This window comes from Aliidongia sp., assembly GCF_035943795.1.
Taxonomy (GTDB): Bacteria; Pseudomonadota; Alphaproteobacteria; order ATCC43930; family CGMCC-115725; genus Aliidongia.
Genome location: NZ_DASZBY010000120.1, coordinates 44,994 through 61,778 on the forward strand (window position 1 = coordinate 44,994; position 16,785 = coordinate 61,778).

A 16,785-nucleotide genomic window follows, 5' to 3' on the forward strand; every position below is an offset into this window, starting at 1 on the left:
CGATCGTGATATTTAAATCAGGGAACGAGCAAAGGCAGCCGGGCGGTGACCCGGCACCGCCCCTATCGTCGTCGCGGCTCGGCGCGTTTTGCCTCGCGCCCGCCAACCCGGCCTAACCGGCCCGTGACAATACCCATCGCCAGCTCCGCTCCACGGCCAACCCTTCGGTTGCCGGATCCGTCTGGAGGAAGCGCGAGAGTATGGTGAGGGGGTGCAAGCGTGTCAATCAAACGACGCAGGGCTACCATGCGACGCAGCATGGCGGGCCGGCGATACATCCACAGCTTCGTCGTGGCCCCCGCGCAGACTGGGATCCGGCGTTACGCGCGGCAGCGTGGGGAAAGGGTCCTTATCGCCACAGACGCGGCTCTGGCCGCATTCCCGCCTGCGCGGAATGACAGCAGAGTCGGGTGAGACTGCTGTGAGCTGAACCCGAAACAGCCCCGCCTACACCGAGCCGGTCACCAGATCCTCAAACGCTTCGAGTTCGTCCGGGTCCACATCCGACACCACCCAATCGGTAATACCGTGGCGCGACCAGTGGCAGACGGAATAGCCCTGCCGCACGACCGCGTCGGATTCGGAGACCGGGGCATTCGGCGTCGAGAACAGATAGAGGGTGATGACATGTTCGTTGCGCTTGTAGACCAGCGCGGCCGACCGCTTGTTGTCGACGTAGTCGAGCCGCGCACCGACCAGTTGATAGCCGTGGGCGGACAGATCCTTGACCGGCGGCGAGACGTCGAGCCGGCCGGTGAACCAGGGCCGGACCGTCTTGGGATCGTCGCTCGCCACATCGAGCAGCCGACCGCTCATCAGCGCCCGCACATGGCTTTCGACGACCGCCTGGGTCATCCGTTCCTCGGGCGTCACATGCATCAGCCAGATCGTCGCCAACCCGGCGGCGAGTGCGCCGCCGATGGCGGACAGCGCCATCCCGACCCGGGCCCGGGTGACGAGCGGCGGCCACGCCGGCAAGGCGACAACGGTCGCGGTTCGCGAAGCGGGTTCGGTTGCCTGGGCCGCCTCGGCCGACGGCGCGGCCACTTCCGGCAGATCCGGCAAGGCGGTGCGGATGCGTTGGACCAGGGCCGACGGCGCACGATGGCGCGGTAGCTGGGCGCGCAGTGCACCTTTCAGCGCCTTCTGCCGAGCGAACGCGACGGCGCAATCGGGGCATTCCTTGAGGTGCCGCTCGAACTCCGCGAGACCGGGCGGGTCGAGCTCGTCGTCGAGGGCCAGCTCGACCAGGAGGCATTTGTCGTCGCAGCTCATCGCCCCCCTCCTTCGAGTGCCACGTGACGGCGCCAACCGCTCTGAACCTGGCGGCGCGCCCGGGCGAGCCGCGACATTACGGTACCGACCGGCGCCCCCGTCACCTCGGCGATTTCGCGATAGCTCAGCTCCTCGATCTCGCGCAGCACCAGCACTTCCCGAAATTCCGGGCTCAACCGATCGATCACATCCATCAGCGCCGCCTGATCCTCGGCCAGCAGCAGCCGCGTTTCCGGGTCGTCGGGCAGGCGCTCCCAGGGAACCACTGCGAACGGTTCGAGCGGCCGCTCGATGCCATAGTCCTCGACCGAGGCGTTGACCGTGCCGCGGCGATGGCTCGCCATCCAGGTATAGGCGGTGTTGCGGACGATGGTGAGCAGCCAGGTCCGGACGCTGCCGCCCTTGAAGCCGCCGAAAAAGCGGAAGGCCCGGATGCTGGCCTCCTGCAGGACATCGGCCGCATCGTCGGGGTTGCGCGTCAGATAGCGAGCGAAATTGTAGGCCGCATCCAGATGCGGCAGCACCATTTCCTCAAACGCTCTTCTCGTTCCTGCGTCCACTTCGGTCAAATCCGATCCGCCATGCTCATACCTTGATACCGGTCGGGCGGCCGATTTATTCCCCGGGCGACATTCGTCAGGCCTTGAGCTTGTAGCCGCGGGCGAACATGCCGTACGCGAGCGCCAGCAGCGCCAGATCGAGCCCCAGGATCACCGCCATGCCGAGCACCGGATCGGCATCGGCGTGACCGATGAAACCGGCGCGGAACCCGTCGATCATATAGAAGAACGGGTCGAGATGGGCGATGAAGCGCCAGCGTTCCGGCAGCGCCTCGACGGAATAGAACGTGCCCGACAGGAACGAGGCCGGCGTCACGATGAAGTTCGTGACCGCGGCGATATGGTCGAACTTCTCCGACCAGATGCCGCCGACGATGCCGAGCAGCGACAGCATCAGCGACCCGAAGAAACCGAAGAACAGCACGAGCCCCAGGGAATGGAGCGGCAGCGGCACGAATACCACGACCGCAAGCGCCACGGCGCACCCGACCACCACGCCACGCGTGGCGCCCCCGAGGGCCATGGCCAGCACCGCCTCAGCTGCCGAGATCGGCGGCATCAACAGGTCGACGATATTGCCCTGCACCTTCGAAATCACGATCGAGGACGAGGTGTTCGCAAACGCGTTCTGCGTCATCGACATCATCATCAGGCCGGGCGCCAGGAAGATGCCGTAGGCCACGCCGCCGGCGGTGCGGCCGGCGCCGCCCAGCGCCAGCAGGAAGATCGACAGGTACAAGAGCGTGGTCACCATCGGCGCCAGCAGGGTCTGGGTATAGACCTTGATGAAGCGCCGGACCTCCTTCTCGTAGAGCGTCCAGAATCCCAGCCAGTTGACCGCTCCGAACCGCCTGATCTCGCCGACCGCCGCACGCGCCACGCCCGTATCTCCCGAAGCCCCAAACGGCGGCGACCCTAGACCCGGGGCCGGCGTGAAACAAGCCTCCCCCGCCTCGGCGGACGCATGCTAGCCTCGTAAAGTGACGAACAGCGAAGCCCCGAAAAACACCCGGCCGCCGCGCAAGCTGCCGAAGCCCGCGACGCCCGAACGGCTGGAAGCGATCGCGCTGTTCCACCTGGAGCGCTTCGCCAGTTCGGCCGCCAATCTGAAGCGCGTGCTGCTGCGCCGGGTCCAGCGCTCCGCCCAATTGCATGGCACCGACCCTGCCGCCGGGGCTGCGGCGATCGAGGCCCTCGTCGCCCGCTTCGTCCAGGACGGCCTGCTCGATGACAAGCTCTATGCCGAGGCGCGCACGGCGCGGCTGCACCGGCGCGGCGCATCGGCCCGCAAGATCGCCGCCTCGCTCGCCGAAAAGGGCATCGACCGGGAAGTGATCAGCGCTACGCTCGACGAGGCCGATGGCGACGACGGCTATTCGGTACGACCGGGCGGTGACCTCGTCGCCGCCGCCGCCCTCGCCCGCCGCCGAAGGCTCGGGCCCTACCGGCTGCCGGAAATGCGCGCGGAATTCCGCCAGAAGGACCTGGGCACCCTCGCCCGCGCCGGCTTCGGCCGGGCGATCGCCGAGCGCGTGCTGAGCGCCGAAACCCCCGACGCCCTGCGCGATCTGGTCGAGGAAGGCTGAGGCTCAGGCCGGCTCGGCCGCCGGCTTGCCCGGTGCGGGGTTCGGCGGCTCCTCGATCGGCTGCGGCGGTGCGGCCTGCGGCATGGCGAACTGCAGCTGGCTCAACACCTTGGCCGCGCGCTCGCCGAAATCGATGGTCTGGATCGCGCCCGGCACCATGCCCGGCAGATAGATCTTGGCGTCGTCCAGCGCGCGCTTCAGCCGTCGGCTGAACTCGCGCCCGATCGCCCATTGCTTCATGGGCAGAGTCTTGATCCGGCCCTGGAAGCTCATCGCGTTCGGCGCGAAGCCGTTGAGGCCGAAGATTTCGATTTCGGCGAGCATGAACGGCCCGAACGCCGGATCGCCTTTCATGTCTTCATAGACCGCCTGCAGGATGGCGATGACGATGTCCGGGTCGCTGCCGTAGGCGACCGTCAGGTCGATCACGTGGTAGGCGAAATCCTTGGTCAGGTTCCGCACCTGGGTGACCGTGCTGTACGGGATGGTATGCACGCTGCCGGCATTGTCGCGCAGCTTGATGGTCCGGATCGAGATCGCCTCGATCACGCCGGTGTTGCCGCCGCCCAGGTCGACGATGTCGCCGACCGCGATCGTGTCCTCGACCAGCATGAACAGGCCGGTGATGATGTCCTTGACCAGGGCCTGGGAGCCGAAGCCGATGGCGAGGCCGACCACGCCGGCGCCGGCCAGCAGCGGGGCGATGTTGATCCCCAGTTCCGACAGCACCAGCAGCACGACCAGCAGCAGCAGCAGGATCCACACCGCGTTGCGGGCAAACGGCAGCAAGGTGCGGACCCGGGCGCTGCGCGAGATGCGCTGGCCACGCGAATCGACGCCGGCCAGGTATCGGTCGACTGCGGCATTGAAGATTTCCCAGCAGCCGAACGCGACCGCCAGGATCAGCGCGATGGTGATGGTCGATCCGGTCAATTGCCGTCCCGTGGCGCTCCGCAGCCAGGCGAACGAACCGAAGCCCCAGGCCTCGAGAAAGCCCAGGATCGCGAAGCCCCAGATCACCACGATCGCGGCGAGGTTCAGCACGGGCACATAGCGGTTGGCCCGTGCCTCCAAGGTCGGGAAGCGCTCGCGCAGATCACCCGGAATGGCGAAGCCGCGCTCGGTCAAGCGCTTGATGCCGCGGCCGAACAGACGGACGGCGATCAGGATGGCGATGGTGAAGGCGGTCGCGCGGAAGACGAAGATGAAGCCGCCTTCGATCTTGAGCGCATAGACCGCGAAGATCGTCACGATGTAGACGATCGCCAGGATGTGCCAGACCTCGGCCAGGCGATGGCGGATGATGGAAATCGTGCCGCTGGCCGGTTCCGGCACCTCGCCCGCCGTGTCCCGGGTCGCCGAGGCGTCGGCAGCCGCCTCGGGATCGGCCACCGGGCGCCGGTGCGGCCGCAGCCATTGCGCGACCGACTGGCGGTTCTGCAGCACGAACAGTATGCCGAGCACGGTCAGCAGCAATGCCACCAGCTTCTGCACGATCGCGCTCACCGCGCCGGGCGCGCCCAGCCACCAGGCAGCAGGGATGAGCGCAAAGCCGTAGAACGCCACCTGGGTAAAGCGGCGTACCCAGATGAACAGGTAGTTCGCCGTTTCCTCAGTGACCGGCACCAATGTCCAGCCGGCGGCGCGCGGCGCCAGCAGCAGGGTCCACGAAGTCACGATGATCAGCCGGGCATAGACGAAGGCATGGATCAGCACGATCGCCACGCGCCGGGTCGATTCGCGCGGCTGCAGATAGTCGGCGGTCAGGTCGGCCGCGATGAGGAACGCGAAGAACGGCAACCCTGCGAGCAGGATCGCGAGCAGCAGCAGCCCGATCCGTCCGAGCCAAGTCTTTGGATTGCGCCGGGTGGCGCGCCGATGGATCGCTTGGGCGAGTTGCCGCATCACGAAATCCGATAGGATCGCAGCGGCCAGGATCAGGCCGATGTTGCGCCCGACCTCTTCCCACACCGTCCGCGCGGCGGGATCGTAGACCTGCCGATTGAACCAGCCCATCAGGTGCGGGGCGCCGATCAGCACGGTCGTCGCGTCGACCATGTCTGAACCGATGCCTTGCAGATGCTCGGTCACCACGGACAAGAGATCGGACGGGGTCGGCGGCGGTGGCGGCGGAGCCGCGCCCTTTTCCGCGGTACTCAAGGTCTGCAGCTGCTTGATCAGTTGCTGGCGCTTCTGGTCGTCCTGCAACGTACTGACCAGCTTGTCGAGGTCGTCAGCCGAGACGCCGGCCTGGTCGGTGACCTGTTTCGGGCTGGCCGCGGTCGCGGCGGCCACCGGCTGCTGCGCGAGGCCGAAGCCCACAAGGACGAGAGCGCAGAAGAGGATCCGGCGCAGCAGATTTGAAGGGTTCGACATGGCCGGCACTCTAACCAAGGACGGCGAGCGGCGCCAAGGCCGCCGGGCGGATTGTCGCAAGAATGCCCAAAGCGTGAATGTTTTCTCCCGCAAGCCACCAAGGCGCGGTAAAATCGGCTAGTTTCGCCTGGAGGTCTGCGCATGAAACGCTCGCTTGCTCCCATCATCGCTCTGGCACTGACCTCATGCGCCGACAATCAGAGCTTCATCGGCATCAACAGCTACGACAGCTCGTATGTGCCGGGCGAGCACCAGCTCTATGGACCCACGATCCAGACCTTCGTGCGCGGCGCGCCTTTCCCCGGTCTGCAGCCGGCGGCGGCGACAGGTGCCGTCCTGGCCGACATGCAGGACGGCGGCTTCTCGCAGACCCTGTTCACGACCGAAACCGTCGGCCGCTCGCCCTATCGGGTGCTGATGGTGTTCGCGCCCACGCCCGGAACGGGGCTGCAGCAATTGTGCGAGATCGATGCCCGCACGCTGCCGAGCCTGCCCGCAGTCGCCAGCGCACCGTCAGACGCACGCATCGGGCTCGCCGCCGTATTCTGCCGCGCGGACAAGCTGATGGGCGGTGCCGAAGGCACCCTGCCGGTAGCGGTCGCCGCCAACGATCCCGCCGTCAAAGGTTCGATCCAGGCCTTCATGCGGCAGATCTTCCCGGCGACGAACCCCAGCATGGGCGGGGGCGCCGGCAACGATCCGCCCTGATCCCGACTGCTGGTCCTGATCTTGCTTGACGGTTCGCTGAACCAGGGTCCGTCCCATCAAGGAGCTTCCCGTCATGGCCAAGGCAAAGCTCGTCATCAGCAGCAAGAACTATTCATCCTGGTCGCTTCGGGGCTGGTTGCTGGCGCGCATGGCCGGCCTCGATTTCGACGAGGAGATCATTTCGTCCGACGACCCGTCGATGCGGGCCGAGTTGCTGGTCCTGTCACCCTCGACCCTGGTGCCTTGCCTGATCCATGATGGCATGACGATCTGGGACACGCTCGCGATCGCCGAATATCTGAACGAAATCCGCCCCGAAGCGCGCCTGTTGCCGCAGGAACGCGCAGCACGCGCGCGGTGCCGTTCGGTTTCCGGTGAGATGCATTCCGGCTTCAGCGCGCTGCGCTCCGGCCTGCCGGTCAATCTCCGGAAGTTCAGCCCGGGCTTCGCCATCTGGTCCGGCGCCCAGGCCGACATCGATCGCATCACCGCGATCTGGCGCGAATGCCTGGCGCTGTCCGGCGGACCGTACCTGTTCGGCGAACGGCCGATGGTGGCGGACGCGATGTTCGCGCCAGTCACCACACGCTTCAAGACTTACGATGTCCGCGTCGACGCCGCCAGCGCCGACTATTGCCGCCGGATTCTCGGCCTGCCGCACATGGTCGAATGGATCGCCGCGGCGACTGGCGAGCATGACGAGATCGAGGAGCTGGAAGGCGAGTTCTAGGATCGCGCCTTCGCCGGACAGCGGAGCCCGGCAAAGGCGAATGGATACCGGCGATCTCTCTTAAGATGCTTGTTCCCCGACAGGGGTTTCATGGCCTGCCTATGGGATGGTCGATGCGCGGCCCGAAGGCCTGGAGCACGGCGCCGTAGCTGCCGAGGCAGCGTGGCAACGAGGATCCCGGCTACTGCGAGACCCGGGTGACGCTGACGACGTCGGCCGTGCGTGTCGGCGCGTGGCAGCCGTTGCCGGCGTAGCTGTAGCTGCGCACGGTCTGGCCGCTGTCGGCCGTCAGCACGGTCGAACAGGCGGCGGTGCCGGTGGTGTCGAGCACGACCCAGACGAGCGCGTCGCCGCCGTTCGAGAGCTTGGTCCGCACCGATGGCGCGCCCCAACTGGCGACCACCGAGCTTTCCGGCTGGTTGAGGAACTGGTTGAGCTGAGCATCGTAGTTGCTGGCTACAACCCTGGTTTCGGTGCAGCCGGCCGCAAGCAGCAGCAGACCAGCACCCGCGATGGAGCTGAGCTTTGTCATAGTAGCCGGAAAACGGCGGTGAAAAGCCGAAAGTTCCGCGGGTGCCGGATGAAGGATGGTGCCGCCTCACCCGTGCCAGTGCGAGCCGTGAATGATGCTGCAGAAATTGGTCCGCTCGAAGGACGGGTCCTTGAGTGCCAGCACGTCGTCGTTGACCGTGCCGAAGGTACTGTCCGGCCGATGCTTCATGCCGTCGTAGAACGCCTGAATGATCTCGTCCTTGAAGTGGCTGCCGCGCGGATGGGCGGCCACGACCTGGGCGCGTTCATGCTCGCCGAACTGGTCATAGGCGATGCCCAGCACGTCCATCTCGACGCCGGCGGTGACGAGTGCCACTTCCGGCTTCTTGTGCTCGGGAATGCCGGGCGTGGTGTGCAGCGCGATCGCGTCCCAGACGGTCTCCAGTGCCGCCTCCGGAATGCCGTAGCCACTGAGAAACTCGCGCGCGGCATTGGCGCCGTCGACTTCGAAGCGCAGCTGCGACTGGCGATAGCGCCGGGTCAGACCGATGTCGTGGAACATGGCGCCGGCATAGAGTAGCTCCGCATCATACTTCAGCCCCTTGCGCTGCCCGGCAAGCGCGCCGAACAGATAGACGCGGGTCGAGTGGTGGAACAGCAGGTCCGGCTCGGTATCGCGGATCAGCTGCGTCAGCTCCCGCGCCATCTTGCTGTCGGGGATCTTGATGCCGGCGATCGTGGTGTCCATGGCGTTTCTCCCAAAGAGGGTCTGGTGAGAAGACTGTCCCATGGACTGCGCCGGCACTCATCCGACGCGCTGGTGCGTTTTCGGCCAAACAAGGCCGGTTTTCGGCCCGTCAGGCCAAAGGGCGCAGAAAGCTCGCCCGGTATTGCGCCGGCGTGATGCCCAGGCGCTTGGCGAAGACCGCCCGCATCCGGTTGGCGCTGCCGAAGCCGCTGTGGTAGGCGACGGCCTTCAGCGCCAGTTCGCTGCCTTCCAGCAGATGGCGGGCCGCATCGACACGCGCGCGTTCGATGAATTCGGCGGGGGTGGCCTGGGTTTCCTGGGCGAAGACCCGGGCGAAGTTCCGCACGCTCATGCCGGCGATCTGGGCGAGCCGCTCTACCGTGAACCGGTCGGCGACATGGGCCATGACATGGGCCTGGACCCGGGCGATCGGTGACGCCTCGTCGCCGGGCGCGGTCAGATACGGGCTGAATTGGGACTGGCCGCCCTGGCGCTGGGCCGCGACCACCAGGCGCTTCGCCACCTTGAGCGCCACCGCCGAGCCATGGTCCTCGGCCACCAGCGCCAGCGCCAGGTCGATGCCGGCCGTGACGCCGGCCGAGGTGACCAGCGCGCCGTCGCGCAGATAGATCCGGTCGAAATCGACCCGCGCCTCGGGAAAGCGTCCGGCCAGCGCACGGGCATCCTGCCAATGGGTCGTGACCGCCTTGCCATCGAGCAGGCCGGCATCGCCCAGGACGAAGGCGCCTGTGCAGACCGACCCATAACGCCCGCAGCGCGGCGTCGCCTCGATCAGCCAATCCGTCAATCGCGGGTCGCTGGCATTGGTCGGCAGTGCCGGCCCCCCGGCCACCAGGATCATGTCGTAGCGGTCACCGGAGGCGCCCACGAGCCGGTCCGGGCTCATCAGCAGGCCGTTCGACGCGCGGAACGGGCCCGGCTCGGCCGCGACCACGGTGATGTCGTAGCCGGCGTCAGCCGGCAGGAAACCATTCGCTTCGGCAAACACGTCGAGCGGACCCGCGACGTCGAGCGCCTGGACCCCGGGGAAAATGGCGATCGCGATCGTCCGCATCGACACCCTCCCCCGTTGCGTCGTTCGGTGCCTAGTCGTCGTGCATCTTGAGGGCGGCCAGGAAGGCCGACTGCGGGATTTCGACCTTACCGAACTGCCGCATGCGCTTCTTGCCCTCTTTCTGCTTGTCGAGCAGCTTGCGCTTGCGGCTGATGTCGCCGCCGTAGCATTTGGCCAGCACGTCCTTGCGCATGGCGCGGACCGTCTCGCGGGCGATGACCCGGCCGCCCAGTGCCGCCTGAATGGCGATCTGGAACAGCTGCGGCGGGATCAGGTCCTTGAGGCGCGCGACCAACGCGCGGCCGCGATAATCCGCCTGGCTGCGATGGACGATGGTGCCCAGCGCGTCGACCGGCTCGTGATTGACCAGAATGTTCATGACCACGAGGTCGCCTTCCTCGTAATGGTCGATCTGGTAGTCGAAGCTGGCATAGCCGCGGCTGACCGACTTCAGGCGGTCGTAGAAGTCGAACACTACCTCGTTCAAGGGCAGCTTGTAGACCAGCATGGCCCGGTTGCCGGCATAGGTCAGGTCGACCTGGATGCCGCGCCGCTCGGTGCACAGCGCCAGGATCGTGCCCAGATACTCGTCCGGCACCAGGATCGTCGCCTTGATCCAGGGCTCCTCGATCCGCTCGACCTTGACCGGATCGGGCATGTCGACGGGATTATGCAGCTGCATCATCTCGCCGTTGTTCAGATACACGTGATAGACGACGCTCGGCGCCGTCGTGATCAGGTCGAGGTTGAATTCCCGCTCCAGCCGCTCCTGGATGATCTCCAGATGCAGCAGGCCCAGGCAGCCGACGCGGAAGCCGAAACCCAGGGCGGCCGACGTCTCCGCCTCGGCCGCGAAGCTGGCGTCGTTGAGGCGCAGCTTCGCGATGCTGTCGCGCAGATGCTCGTAGTCGTTGGCATCGACCGGGAACAACCCGCAGAACACGACCGGCACGGACGGCTTGAACCCCGGCAGCGGTTCGGCGGCCGGCCGGCGCTCGTCGGTGATCGTGTCGCCGACGTTGGTATCGGCGACCGCCTTGATGCCGGCGGTGATGAAGCCGATCTCGCCCGGGTTCAGCACGCCGGTCAGCACCGGCTTCGGCGTGAAGAACCCGACCCGCTCGACCGTGTGCATCGCGTTCGAATTCATCATGCGGATGCGCATGCCGCTCTTCAGCACGCCGTCGCGCACGCGCACCAGGATCATCACGCCCAGGTAGGCATCGTACCAGCTGTCGACCAGCAGCGCCTTCAGCGGTGCCTCGGCATCGCCCTTGGGCGCCGGCAGGCGGGCGACCAGCGCTTCCAGCACCTTGTCGATGTTGAGCCCGGTCTTGGCCGAGATCTCGACCGCATCGGACGCGTCGAGGCCGATCACGTCCTCGATCTGGCGCTTGATCCGTTCAGGCTCGGCCGCCGGAAGGTCGATCTTGTTCAGGACCGGCACGATCTCGTGGCCGGCGTCCATCGCCTGATAGACGTTGGCGAGCGTCTGGGCCTCGACGCCTTGGCTCGCATCCACCACGAGCAACGAGCCCTCGCAGGCGGCGAGCGAGCGGCTGACCTCATAGGCGAAGTCGACGTGGCCCGGCGTGTCCATCAGGTTGAGCGTGTAGGTCTGGCCGTCGTTCGCCTTGTACAGCAGGCGGACGGTCTGGGCCTTGATGGTGATGCCGCGCTCGCGCTCGATATCCATGCTGTCGAGCACCTGCTCGCGCATCTCGCGGGCCTCGAGGCCTCCGCAATATTGGATCAGCCGGTCGGCAAGGGTGGACTTGCCATGGTCGATGTGGGCGACGATCGAGAAATTGCGGATATGCGAGAGATCGGTCATGGGACGCCGCTGTTGCAGGATTGGCCGCGACCATAGGGCCAGCCGTGTTGCCGCGCAACAAAAGCGCAGGCATCGCATGGCGCCATGCGCGCATTTGGGTGTATAGCAGCGCCGTCGATCCCGACCGACGAGAGGAGTCCACGATGACCGCGAAGAAAAACGCGATCGCCAAGGACCTGCGGTCGCCGAAATACCGACTGCGGGTCGTCAAATCCAAGAAAGCCTATGTCCGCCGCCCGAAGCATCCCGCTCGGGCGGCGGATGCCGTTTCAGGCCAGCGCGTTGCCGAGTGCGCGATAGAGGCGCGAGGCGAGTGCCACGAGCACGGCCGTGATGATCACCGCCAGGACGGAGGCGCCGACCGCGGCTAAAACGAGCGGAAGGCCCGCATGAAATCCGCCGGGGCCTATCGCACCGACCAGGAAAGGGGCGACCAGGATCGCCATCAGCGGCAGCAGGGGCAATGCCACGACGAAAAGCGCGAAAAATACGCGCCAGGAATAGCCCCGCGTGTCGTCGGCCGCATGTCGCCAGGTCGGCCGGGCCGCATCTACCGCGAGTGCGGGGAACAGAATGACGATGCGAACCGAAATGACGATCGCCACGATGTTCAGGACGATGACCAGCAGCGCCCCGAGACCCATCGAATGCCGCGCGACGACTGCCGTGATCAGGCCGGGTGCCAGCCTCAGGAGCGCCAATTGCGCCGCATTGAAGGCGAATCCCCGAAACCGTCGATCGCCCGGATTTAGCCAATAGCCGGTGGTCACTTCGCCCAGCAGGATGAAACGGTGTACGGCAATGGCGAAGGGCGCCAGGAGCACGGCCTGCACGACCGCCACCAGCACCTGGGTCAAGGCCGTTTCGAAATAGGATCGGGCGGACGCGGCCGGATCGGCAAAGCCGATCCCGATGCCCCATTCGGCGGCATGAAACAGCAGCAGGATCACGCAGACACTGAACGTCAGCGCCCGCATCCGGTTGATCGCGTGGAACGCATCGACCCAGGCGCGTGTCGCCGCCGACCAGATCGACGGGATGGGGTTGGGGCGCACCATACTCATCTCTTCAGCCGACGAGCTCGCCGCCGCGCAGCACCGAGAGCGTGCCTCGGGTGAGTTCGGTCCAGGTTTCATCCTTGGTCAGCGGCCGGGTCGCGACCATGGTGACCACATCGTCGGGTCCGGTCTCGCTGGCGAAATCGACTTTGAGGTCCTCGTCGATCAAGGTTGCCGGGCCGAACGGCGAGCGCCTAGTCAGAAGCGACAGGCGCGAACTGCAATGGCAATAGAGCGAGCGGCTGTCGCTCAGCAGCAGATTGAACACGCCCAGCGCCTCGATCTGCCGGCACAGCTCGCGGATGGCGCCATCGAGTGCAGCCGGCTTCGGCGCATCCTTCCAGCGGGCGCGCAACTGGTCGAGCATCCAGCAGAAGGCATGCTCGCTGTCGGTGCCACCGATCGGGCGATAGTACTCGAGCGGCCAGCGCTTGATGCCGCGCAGCTGGCCATTGTGGGCGAAGGTCCAGCTGCGCCCCCACAGCTCGCGCGTGAAGGGGTGGGTGTTCTCGAGCGAGACGCGGCCGCGGTTGGCGCGGCGGATATGGCTGATCGCGATGCGGCTCTTGATCGGATAGGAGCGCACGAATTTCGCGATCTCGGACCCGGCGCTCGGCTGCGGATCATGGAAGGTGCGGCACGCCTTGCCATCGTAGAACGCGATGCCCCAGCCGTCGCCGTGCGGCCCCGTTCCCCCACCTCGCCGCACGAGGCCGGCAAAGCTGAAACAGATATCGGTCGGCACGTTGGCGCTCATGCCCAGCAGCTCGCACATCTAAACGTACCCGATCGTTCTGATCCCGGATGTCCGTGGAACCGGCATCCGCTCATCTTTTCTGCCGCTCATCGACTGGATAATAGGCAAGTTTCGATCGAGCGCTCAAGGCGGGTCGCCCGGTTCAGGCGTCGATCGTTCCTTCGGAGGGCGGCATCGCCGCCGTGGCGGTGAAGGCGCCACGGCCACGCGCCAGGGCCAGGTGCCGGGACAGCATCCGCTCGATCACGTTCCACAGGCGGCGGATCCCCTCGGTCATGGCGAGGTAGATCAGCGCGCAATAGAGGTAGATCGAGAAGTCGAACGTCCGCGCGAAGATGATGCGCGTGATGCCCAGCAGGTCCGGCAAAGTGACGATCGCGGTCAGCGCGCTGGCCTTGATCATGCTGATCAGCTCATTACCATAAGGCCTGAGCGCGACCAGGAACGCTTGCGGCCAGACGACATGGCGTGAGGTCCGGTAGGACGACAGGCCCAGCGACCGCGCCGCCTCCGTCTGACCGCGCGAGACCGATGCCAGCGCGCCGCGCATGATCTCGGCCTGGTAAGCCCCCGTGTTCAGCGAGAAGGCAAAAATGGCGCAGTAGAAGGCTTCACGAAAGAAGCTCCACAGCCCGACCGACGTCAGGAACGGCCGGATCTCGCCGGCGCCGTAATAGACCAGGTACAGCTGGCACAGGAGCGGTGTGCCGCGGAAGACGGTGACGTAGGCGAGCGCCAGCTTCGACAGCACCGGATTGTTCGACATCCGCGCCAGGCACAGCGGATAGGACAGCAGGAAGCCCAGTGTGCAGGAGATCAGCACCATCTCGACGGTGATCTGCAGCCCGCCCAGGATCCGCCAGCCCCAGGTCTGGAGCATGTCGATGTTGAACAAGAAGCCCAGAAGCCCGTCCATCAGGCATATCCGCGGTTGGCGCGCTTTTCGAGATAGCCCTGGACGAGGGCCGACCCGATGCTGACGACCAGATAGACCGCCGCCGCCACCGAGTAGAACAGGATCGGCCGCGTGGTGGCTTTGCTGGCTTCGGAGGCCGCGCGCAGCAGGTCCATGAGCGCCAACGTCGAGACCAGCGAGGTGTCCTTGACCAGGATCGTCCAGATATTGCCCAGGCCCGGCAAGGCCACGCGGCCCAATTGCGGCAGGACCACCAGCAAGAACACGCGCCGGCGCTCCAGCCCCAGCGCGTGCGCCGCCTCGATCTGCCCGGACGGTATCGCCTTCAGCGAGGCGATCCAGACCTCGCTCGAATAGGCGGCGACGACGACGGAAAGCGCGATGACGCCCGCGACGAAGGCATTCACTTCGATATGCACCGCGTCGCCGAACAGGTGGCTCAGCTTGTCGATCAGCGCCTGCAGGCCGAAATAGATGAGGAACAGCGCCAGCAGGTCCGGAATGCCACGGAAAAACGTCGTGAAAGCGTCGCACAGTGCCCTAACCAGGCGGCGGTGCGACGATTTCAGCAAGGCCAGCACCAGCCCGCCGCCGAAGCCGAACGGCACCACGGCAACGGCCAGCGCCAGCGTCGTCAGAGCCCCCGTCAACAAGAGGGAGCTCCAACCCCGCGGGCCGAACAGGAGATCGAACCAGTTCATCGTCCGACCTCGTGTCGCGGATCAGGCACGGAGGGCTGAGGCCGGCTTACTTGCCGCGGATATCGATCTTGAAATAGCCGGTCTCGATCTTCTTATAGGTGCCGTCGTCGTCCAGCGCCTTGATCGCCTTGTTGAACATGTCCTTCAGGTCGGTATCCTCGGGCCGGAACGCAGCACCGACGCCCGGGCCGAAGATGTCGGGCGTGCGCTTGATCTCGGTGATGATCCGGCAGCAATCGTTGCCGCTCTTTTCCATGAAGGTCTGGGCCACCAGGATATCGGTCACGACATAGTCGAGACGACCGCTGGCCAGATCTAGGTTCGGCTCGTCGGCGCCCGGATAACCCTTGTAGGTCGCATCCGGATAGGTCTTCTGGATGTAGTCGGCGAAAGTCGTCGAGGATTGCGAACCGACCAGCTTGCCCTTGAGCATCGCCGGCGACACGTCGTCGCTCTTGTTCGCCTTCGCCGTCATGATGACGGGTGCCGTCGCATAATAGACGTCGGAGAACAGGACCTTCTGCGCCCGTGCCGGGGTCTCGTTCATGCTGGAGAAGATGACATCGAACTTGCTGGCCAGCAGGGCTGGAATGACACCGTCCCAATCCTGGTTCTGGAACGTGCAGGTCACCTGCATCTTCGCGCACAGCGCCTTGGCATAATCGACCTCGAAGCCGACGATCTCGCCCTTCTCGTTGACCGATTCGAACGGCGCATAAGTCGCATCCATGCCGAAACGCACGGTTTTCCATTCCTTCGCCTGCGCGCCGGCACCGACGAGGCATGTCGCAAAACCCAGTATCGACAAGAAATGCGCCGTTCTCATTGCAAGCTCCCCGCGTTCATCCGATCAACGATCGTTCGACCGCCATCCCGCAAGTTGCGTGCCAGAATACCTGCGATGCCCCCGACACAATCAAAAGACGTAACAAAAGGTTGAAACATCCTTGAGTGGGCCAAGGGGTCGCGCGCGAGCCGGGCTGCGATGCCGCCTTGGGCGTTGTGGCCGGGCGGCCGGCCCGCGACGATGTCGGTCCCTCAATCCAGGACGGAAACCGAGACCATGCGACCGATCCACCTGCTGTGGGCGATTTTCATCACTGCGATCTGGGGCTTCAATTTCGTCGTCATCAAAGTCGGCCTCGGCAGCTTTCCGCCGTTGCTGCTGACCGCGCTACGTTTTTCCTTCGCCGCAGTGCCGGCGCTGTTCCTGGAACGGCCGGCCGTGCCCTGGCGTCACCTGATCCTGACCGGCTCCGCGCTGTTCGTCGGGCAGTATGTCCTGCTGTTCGTCGCCATGAGCCAGGGCATGCCGCCCGGCCTGGCGTCGATCACGCTGCAGGTGCAGGTCTGTTTCACCATGCTGCTGGCGGTCGTCACCCTGGGCGAGCGGCCGCAGCTGCGGCAATGGGCCGGCGCCGCCGTCGCCTTCGCCGGCCTGGCCGCGATCGGATCGACGGTCGGCGGCGACGTAACCAGCCTCGGGCTCGGCCTGACGACCCTGAGCGCCCTCAGCTGGGCCGGCGGCAACCTGCTGCTGAAGCGCATGCCGAAGCCGCAGGACGGGCGGCCGGTCAAGATGCTGAACCTGATCGTCTGGTTGAGCCTGGTGCCGCCCCTGCCGTGCTTCGCCCTGTCGCTGGGCTTCGAGGGGCCGGCCCGCATCCTGGACGCGCTCGCCAACGCCGGCTGGGTCGGCTTCGGCTCGCTGTTCTATATCGTGGCACTGTCGACCCTGGTGGGCTTCGGCATCTGGGGCCGGCTGCTGTCGCTCTACAGCGCGTCCACGGTCGTGCCCTTCTCGCTGCTGGTGCCGATCTTCGGGGCCGCGTCGGCGGCCCTTGTGTTCCACGAGAGCTTCGGCCCCGCACGCCTCGCGGGGATGGCGCTGATCATGAGCGGCCTTGCCGTCGCGTCATTTCCGATCGGCTGGCTGCGCCTGAAGCGGCAGGCGGTCTGAGCGTCGCCG

Annotated in this window: 17 protein-coding genes; 4 read left to right on the top strand and 13 right to left on the bottom strand. The window is 66.0% G+C overall.

The window, feature by feature from the left end:
* Positions 1–447: 447 nt before the first annotated feature.
* The 3 genes from VGV37_RS23810 to VGV37_RS23820 form a co-directional block, all read right to left on the bottom strand.
* The gene (locus tag VGV37_RS23810) at positions 448–1,275 is read right to left on the bottom strand and encodes an anti-sigma factor (RefSeq protein WP_326882276.1); all 828 of its coding nucleotides are present in this window, start codon (positions 1,273–1,275) and stop codon (positions 448–450) included.
* Entirely contained in the window at positions 1,272–1,802 is a 531-nt protein-coding gene (locus VGV37_RS23815) for a sigma-70 family RNA polymerase sigma factor (protein ID WP_326882277.1), read from the bottom strand. The genes VGV37_RS23810 and VGV37_RS23815 overlap by 4 nt, the downstream gene beginning before the upstream one ends.
* A gap of 109 nt (positions 1,803–1,911) precedes the next feature.
* On the bottom strand, positions 1,912–2,715 hold the full coding sequence (locus VGV37_RS23820; RefSeq protein ID WP_326882278.1) for an ABC transporter permease: 804 nt from the start codon (positions 2,713–2,715) through the stop codon (positions 1,912–1,914).
* A gap of 100 nt (positions 2,716–2,815) precedes the next feature.
* Between VGV37_RS23820 and VGV37_RS23825 the strand changes: the two genes are divergently transcribed.
* On the top strand, positions 2,816–3,421 hold the full coding sequence (locus VGV37_RS23825) for a regulatory protein RecX (RefSeq protein WP_326882279.1): 606 nt from the start codon (positions 2,816–2,818) through the stop codon (positions 3,419–3,421).
* 3 nt (positions 3,422–3,424) lie between these two features.
* Here the strand turns inward: VGV37_RS23825 and VGV37_RS23830 are convergent, their stop codons facing one another.
* The gene (locus VGV37_RS23830) at positions 3,425–5,797 is read right to left on the bottom strand and encodes a mechanosensitive ion channel domain-containing protein (protein WP_326882280.1); all 2,373 of its coding nucleotides are present in this window, start codon (positions 5,795–5,797) and stop codon (positions 3,425–3,427) included.
* Between the two features lie 141 nt (positions 5,798–5,938).
* Here VGV37_RS23830 and VGV37_RS23835 point away from each other — a divergent pair, with 141 nt between their 5' ends.
* A complete protein-coding gene (locus VGV37_RS23835) occupies positions 5,939–6,505 on the top strand; it encodes a hypothetical protein (RefSeq protein WP_326882281.1) in 567 nt (188 codons plus the stop codon).
* Between the two features lie 73 nt (positions 6,506–6,578).
* Positions 6,579–7,235 (top strand): glutathione S-transferase family protein, encoded by a 657-nt coding sequence (locus tag VGV37_RS23840; protein ID WP_326882282.1) that lies wholly within the window; start codon positions 6,579–6,581, stop codon positions 7,233–7,235.
* Positions 7,236–7,416: 181 nt separating this feature from the next.
* Here VGV37_RS23840 and VGV37_RS23845 read toward each other — a convergent pair whose 3' ends face one another.
* The 9 genes from VGV37_RS23845 to VGV37_RS23885 all read right to left on the bottom strand — a co-directional run bounded on the left by VGV37_RS23845 (position 7,417) and on the right by VGV37_RS23885 (position 15,642).
* Positions 7,417–7,767, bottom strand: coding sequence for a hypothetical protein (locus VGV37_RS23845; protein WP_326882283.1), 351 nt, complete (start codon positions 7,765–7,767; stop codon positions 7,417–7,419).
* Positions 7,768–7,833: 66 nt separating this feature from the next.
* Entirely contained in the window at positions 7,834–8,475 is a 642-nt protein-coding gene (locus VGV37_RS23850; protein ID WP_326882284.1) for an HD domain-containing protein, read from the bottom strand.
* Between the two features lie 109 nt (positions 8,476–8,584).
* Positions 8,585–9,550, bottom strand: a complete 966-nt coding sequence (locus VGV37_RS23855; protein WP_326882285.1) for a GlxA family transcriptional regulator — start codon at positions 9,548–9,550, stop codon at positions 8,585–8,587.
* A 31-nt stretch (positions 9,551–9,581) separates the two neighbouring features.
* Positions 9,582–11,384 carry a translation elongation factor 4 gene (lepA, locus tag VGV37_RS23860; RefSeq protein ID WP_326882286.1) on the bottom strand — a complete coding sequence of 601 codons (1,803 nt, stop codon included), beginning with the start codon at positions 11,382–11,384 and terminating at the stop codon, positions 9,582–9,584.
* 269 nt (positions 11,385–11,653) lie between these two features.
* Positions 11,654–12,442 carry a hypothetical protein gene (locus VGV37_RS23865; RefSeq protein WP_326882288.1) on the bottom strand — a complete coding sequence of 263 codons (789 nt, stop codon included), beginning with the start codon at positions 12,440–12,442 and terminating at the stop codon, positions 11,654–11,656.
* Between the two features lie 10 nt (positions 12,443–12,452).
* Positions 12,453–13,217, bottom strand: a complete 765-nt coding sequence (locus tag VGV37_RS23870) for a class II glutamine amidotransferase (protein ID WP_326882289.1) — start codon at positions 13,215–13,217, stop codon at positions 12,453–12,455.
* A gap of 124 nt (positions 13,218–13,341) precedes the next feature.
* Entirely contained in the window at positions 13,342–14,115 is a 774-nt protein-coding gene (locus VGV37_RS23875; RefSeq protein ID WP_326882290.1) for an ABC transporter permease subunit, read from the bottom strand.
* Positions 14,115–14,765, bottom strand: coding sequence for an ABC transporter permease subunit (locus VGV37_RS23880; protein ID WP_326882291.1), 651 nt, complete (start codon positions 14,763–14,765; stop codon positions 14,115–14,117). Before VGV37_RS23880 ends, VGV37_RS23875 begins: the two co-directional genes overlap by 1 nt.
* A gap of 97 nt (positions 14,766–14,862) precedes the next feature.
* A complete protein-coding gene (locus tag VGV37_RS23885) occupies positions 14,863–15,642 on the bottom strand; it encodes a transporter substrate-binding domain-containing protein (protein ID WP_326882292.1) in 780 nt (259 codons plus the stop codon).
* Between the two features lie 237 nt (positions 15,643–15,879).
* Here VGV37_RS23885 and VGV37_RS23890 point away from each other — a divergent pair, with 237 nt between their 5' ends.
* Positions 15,880–16,776: an EamA family transporter gene (locus VGV37_RS23890; RefSeq protein WP_326882293.1), complete on the top strand. Its 897-nt coding sequence runs from the start codon at positions 15,880–15,882 to the stop codon at positions 16,774–16,776.
* Positions 16,777–16,785 lie beyond the last annotated feature (9 nt).

Excerpts from the sequence above, each read along its gene's own strand:
- VGV37_RS23810 (WP_326882276.1), bottom strand. The coding sequence starts at position 1,275 with ATGAGCTGCGACGACAAATGCCTCCTGGTCGAGCTGGCCCTCGACGAC.
- VGV37_RS23815 (WP_326882277.1), bottom strand. The coding sequence starts at position 1,802 with ATGGTGCTGCCGCATCTGGATGCGGCCTACAATTTCGCTCGCTATCTG.
- VGV37_RS23830 (WP_326882280.1), bottom strand. The coding sequence starts at position 5,797 with ATGTCGAACCCTTCAAATCTGCTGCGCCGGATCCTCTTCTGCGCTCTC.
- VGV37_RS23835 (WP_326882281.1), top strand. The coding sequence starts at position 5,939 with ATGAAACGCTCGCTTGCTCCCATCATCGCTCTGGCACTGACCTCATGC.
- VGV37_RS23840 (WP_326882282.1), top strand. The coding sequence starts at position 6,579 with ATGGCCAAGGCAAAGCTCGTCATCAGCAGCAAGAACTATTCATCCTGG.
- VGV37_RS23845 (WP_326882283.1), bottom strand. The coding sequence starts at position 7,767 with ATGACAAAGCTCAGCTCCATCGCGGGTGCTGGTCTGCTGCTGCTTGCG.
- VGV37_RS23850 (WP_326882284.1), bottom strand. The coding sequence starts at position 8,475 with ATGGACACCACGATCGCCGGCATCAAGATCCCCGACAGCAAGATGGCG.
- VGV37_RS23855 (WP_326882285.1), bottom strand. The coding sequence starts at position 9,550 with ATGCGGACGATCGCGATCGCCATTTTCCCCGGGGTCCAGGCGCTCGAC.
- lepA (WP_326882286.1), bottom strand. The coding sequence starts at position 11,384 with ATGACCGATCTCTCGCATATCCGCAATTTCTCGATCGTCGCCCACATC.
- VGV37_RS23865 (WP_326882288.1), bottom strand. The coding sequence starts at position 12,442 with ATGGTGCGCCCCAACCCCATCCCGTCGATCTGGTCGGCGGCGACACGC.
- VGV37_RS23870 (WP_326882289.1), bottom strand. The coding sequence starts at position 13,217 with ATGTGCGAGCTGCTGGGCATGAGCGCCAACGTGCCGACCGATATCTGT.
- VGV37_RS23875 (WP_326882290.1), bottom strand. The coding sequence starts at position 14,115 with ATGGACGGGCTTCTGGGCTTCTTGTTCAACATCGACATGCTCCAGACC.
- VGV37_RS23885 (WP_326882292.1), bottom strand. The coding sequence starts at position 15,642 with ATGAGAACGGCGCATTTCTTGTCGATACTGGGTTTTGCGACATGCCTC.
- VGV37_RS23890 (WP_326882293.1), top strand. The coding sequence starts at position 15,880 with ATGCGACCGATCCACCTGCTGTGGGCGATTTTCATCACTGCGATCTGG.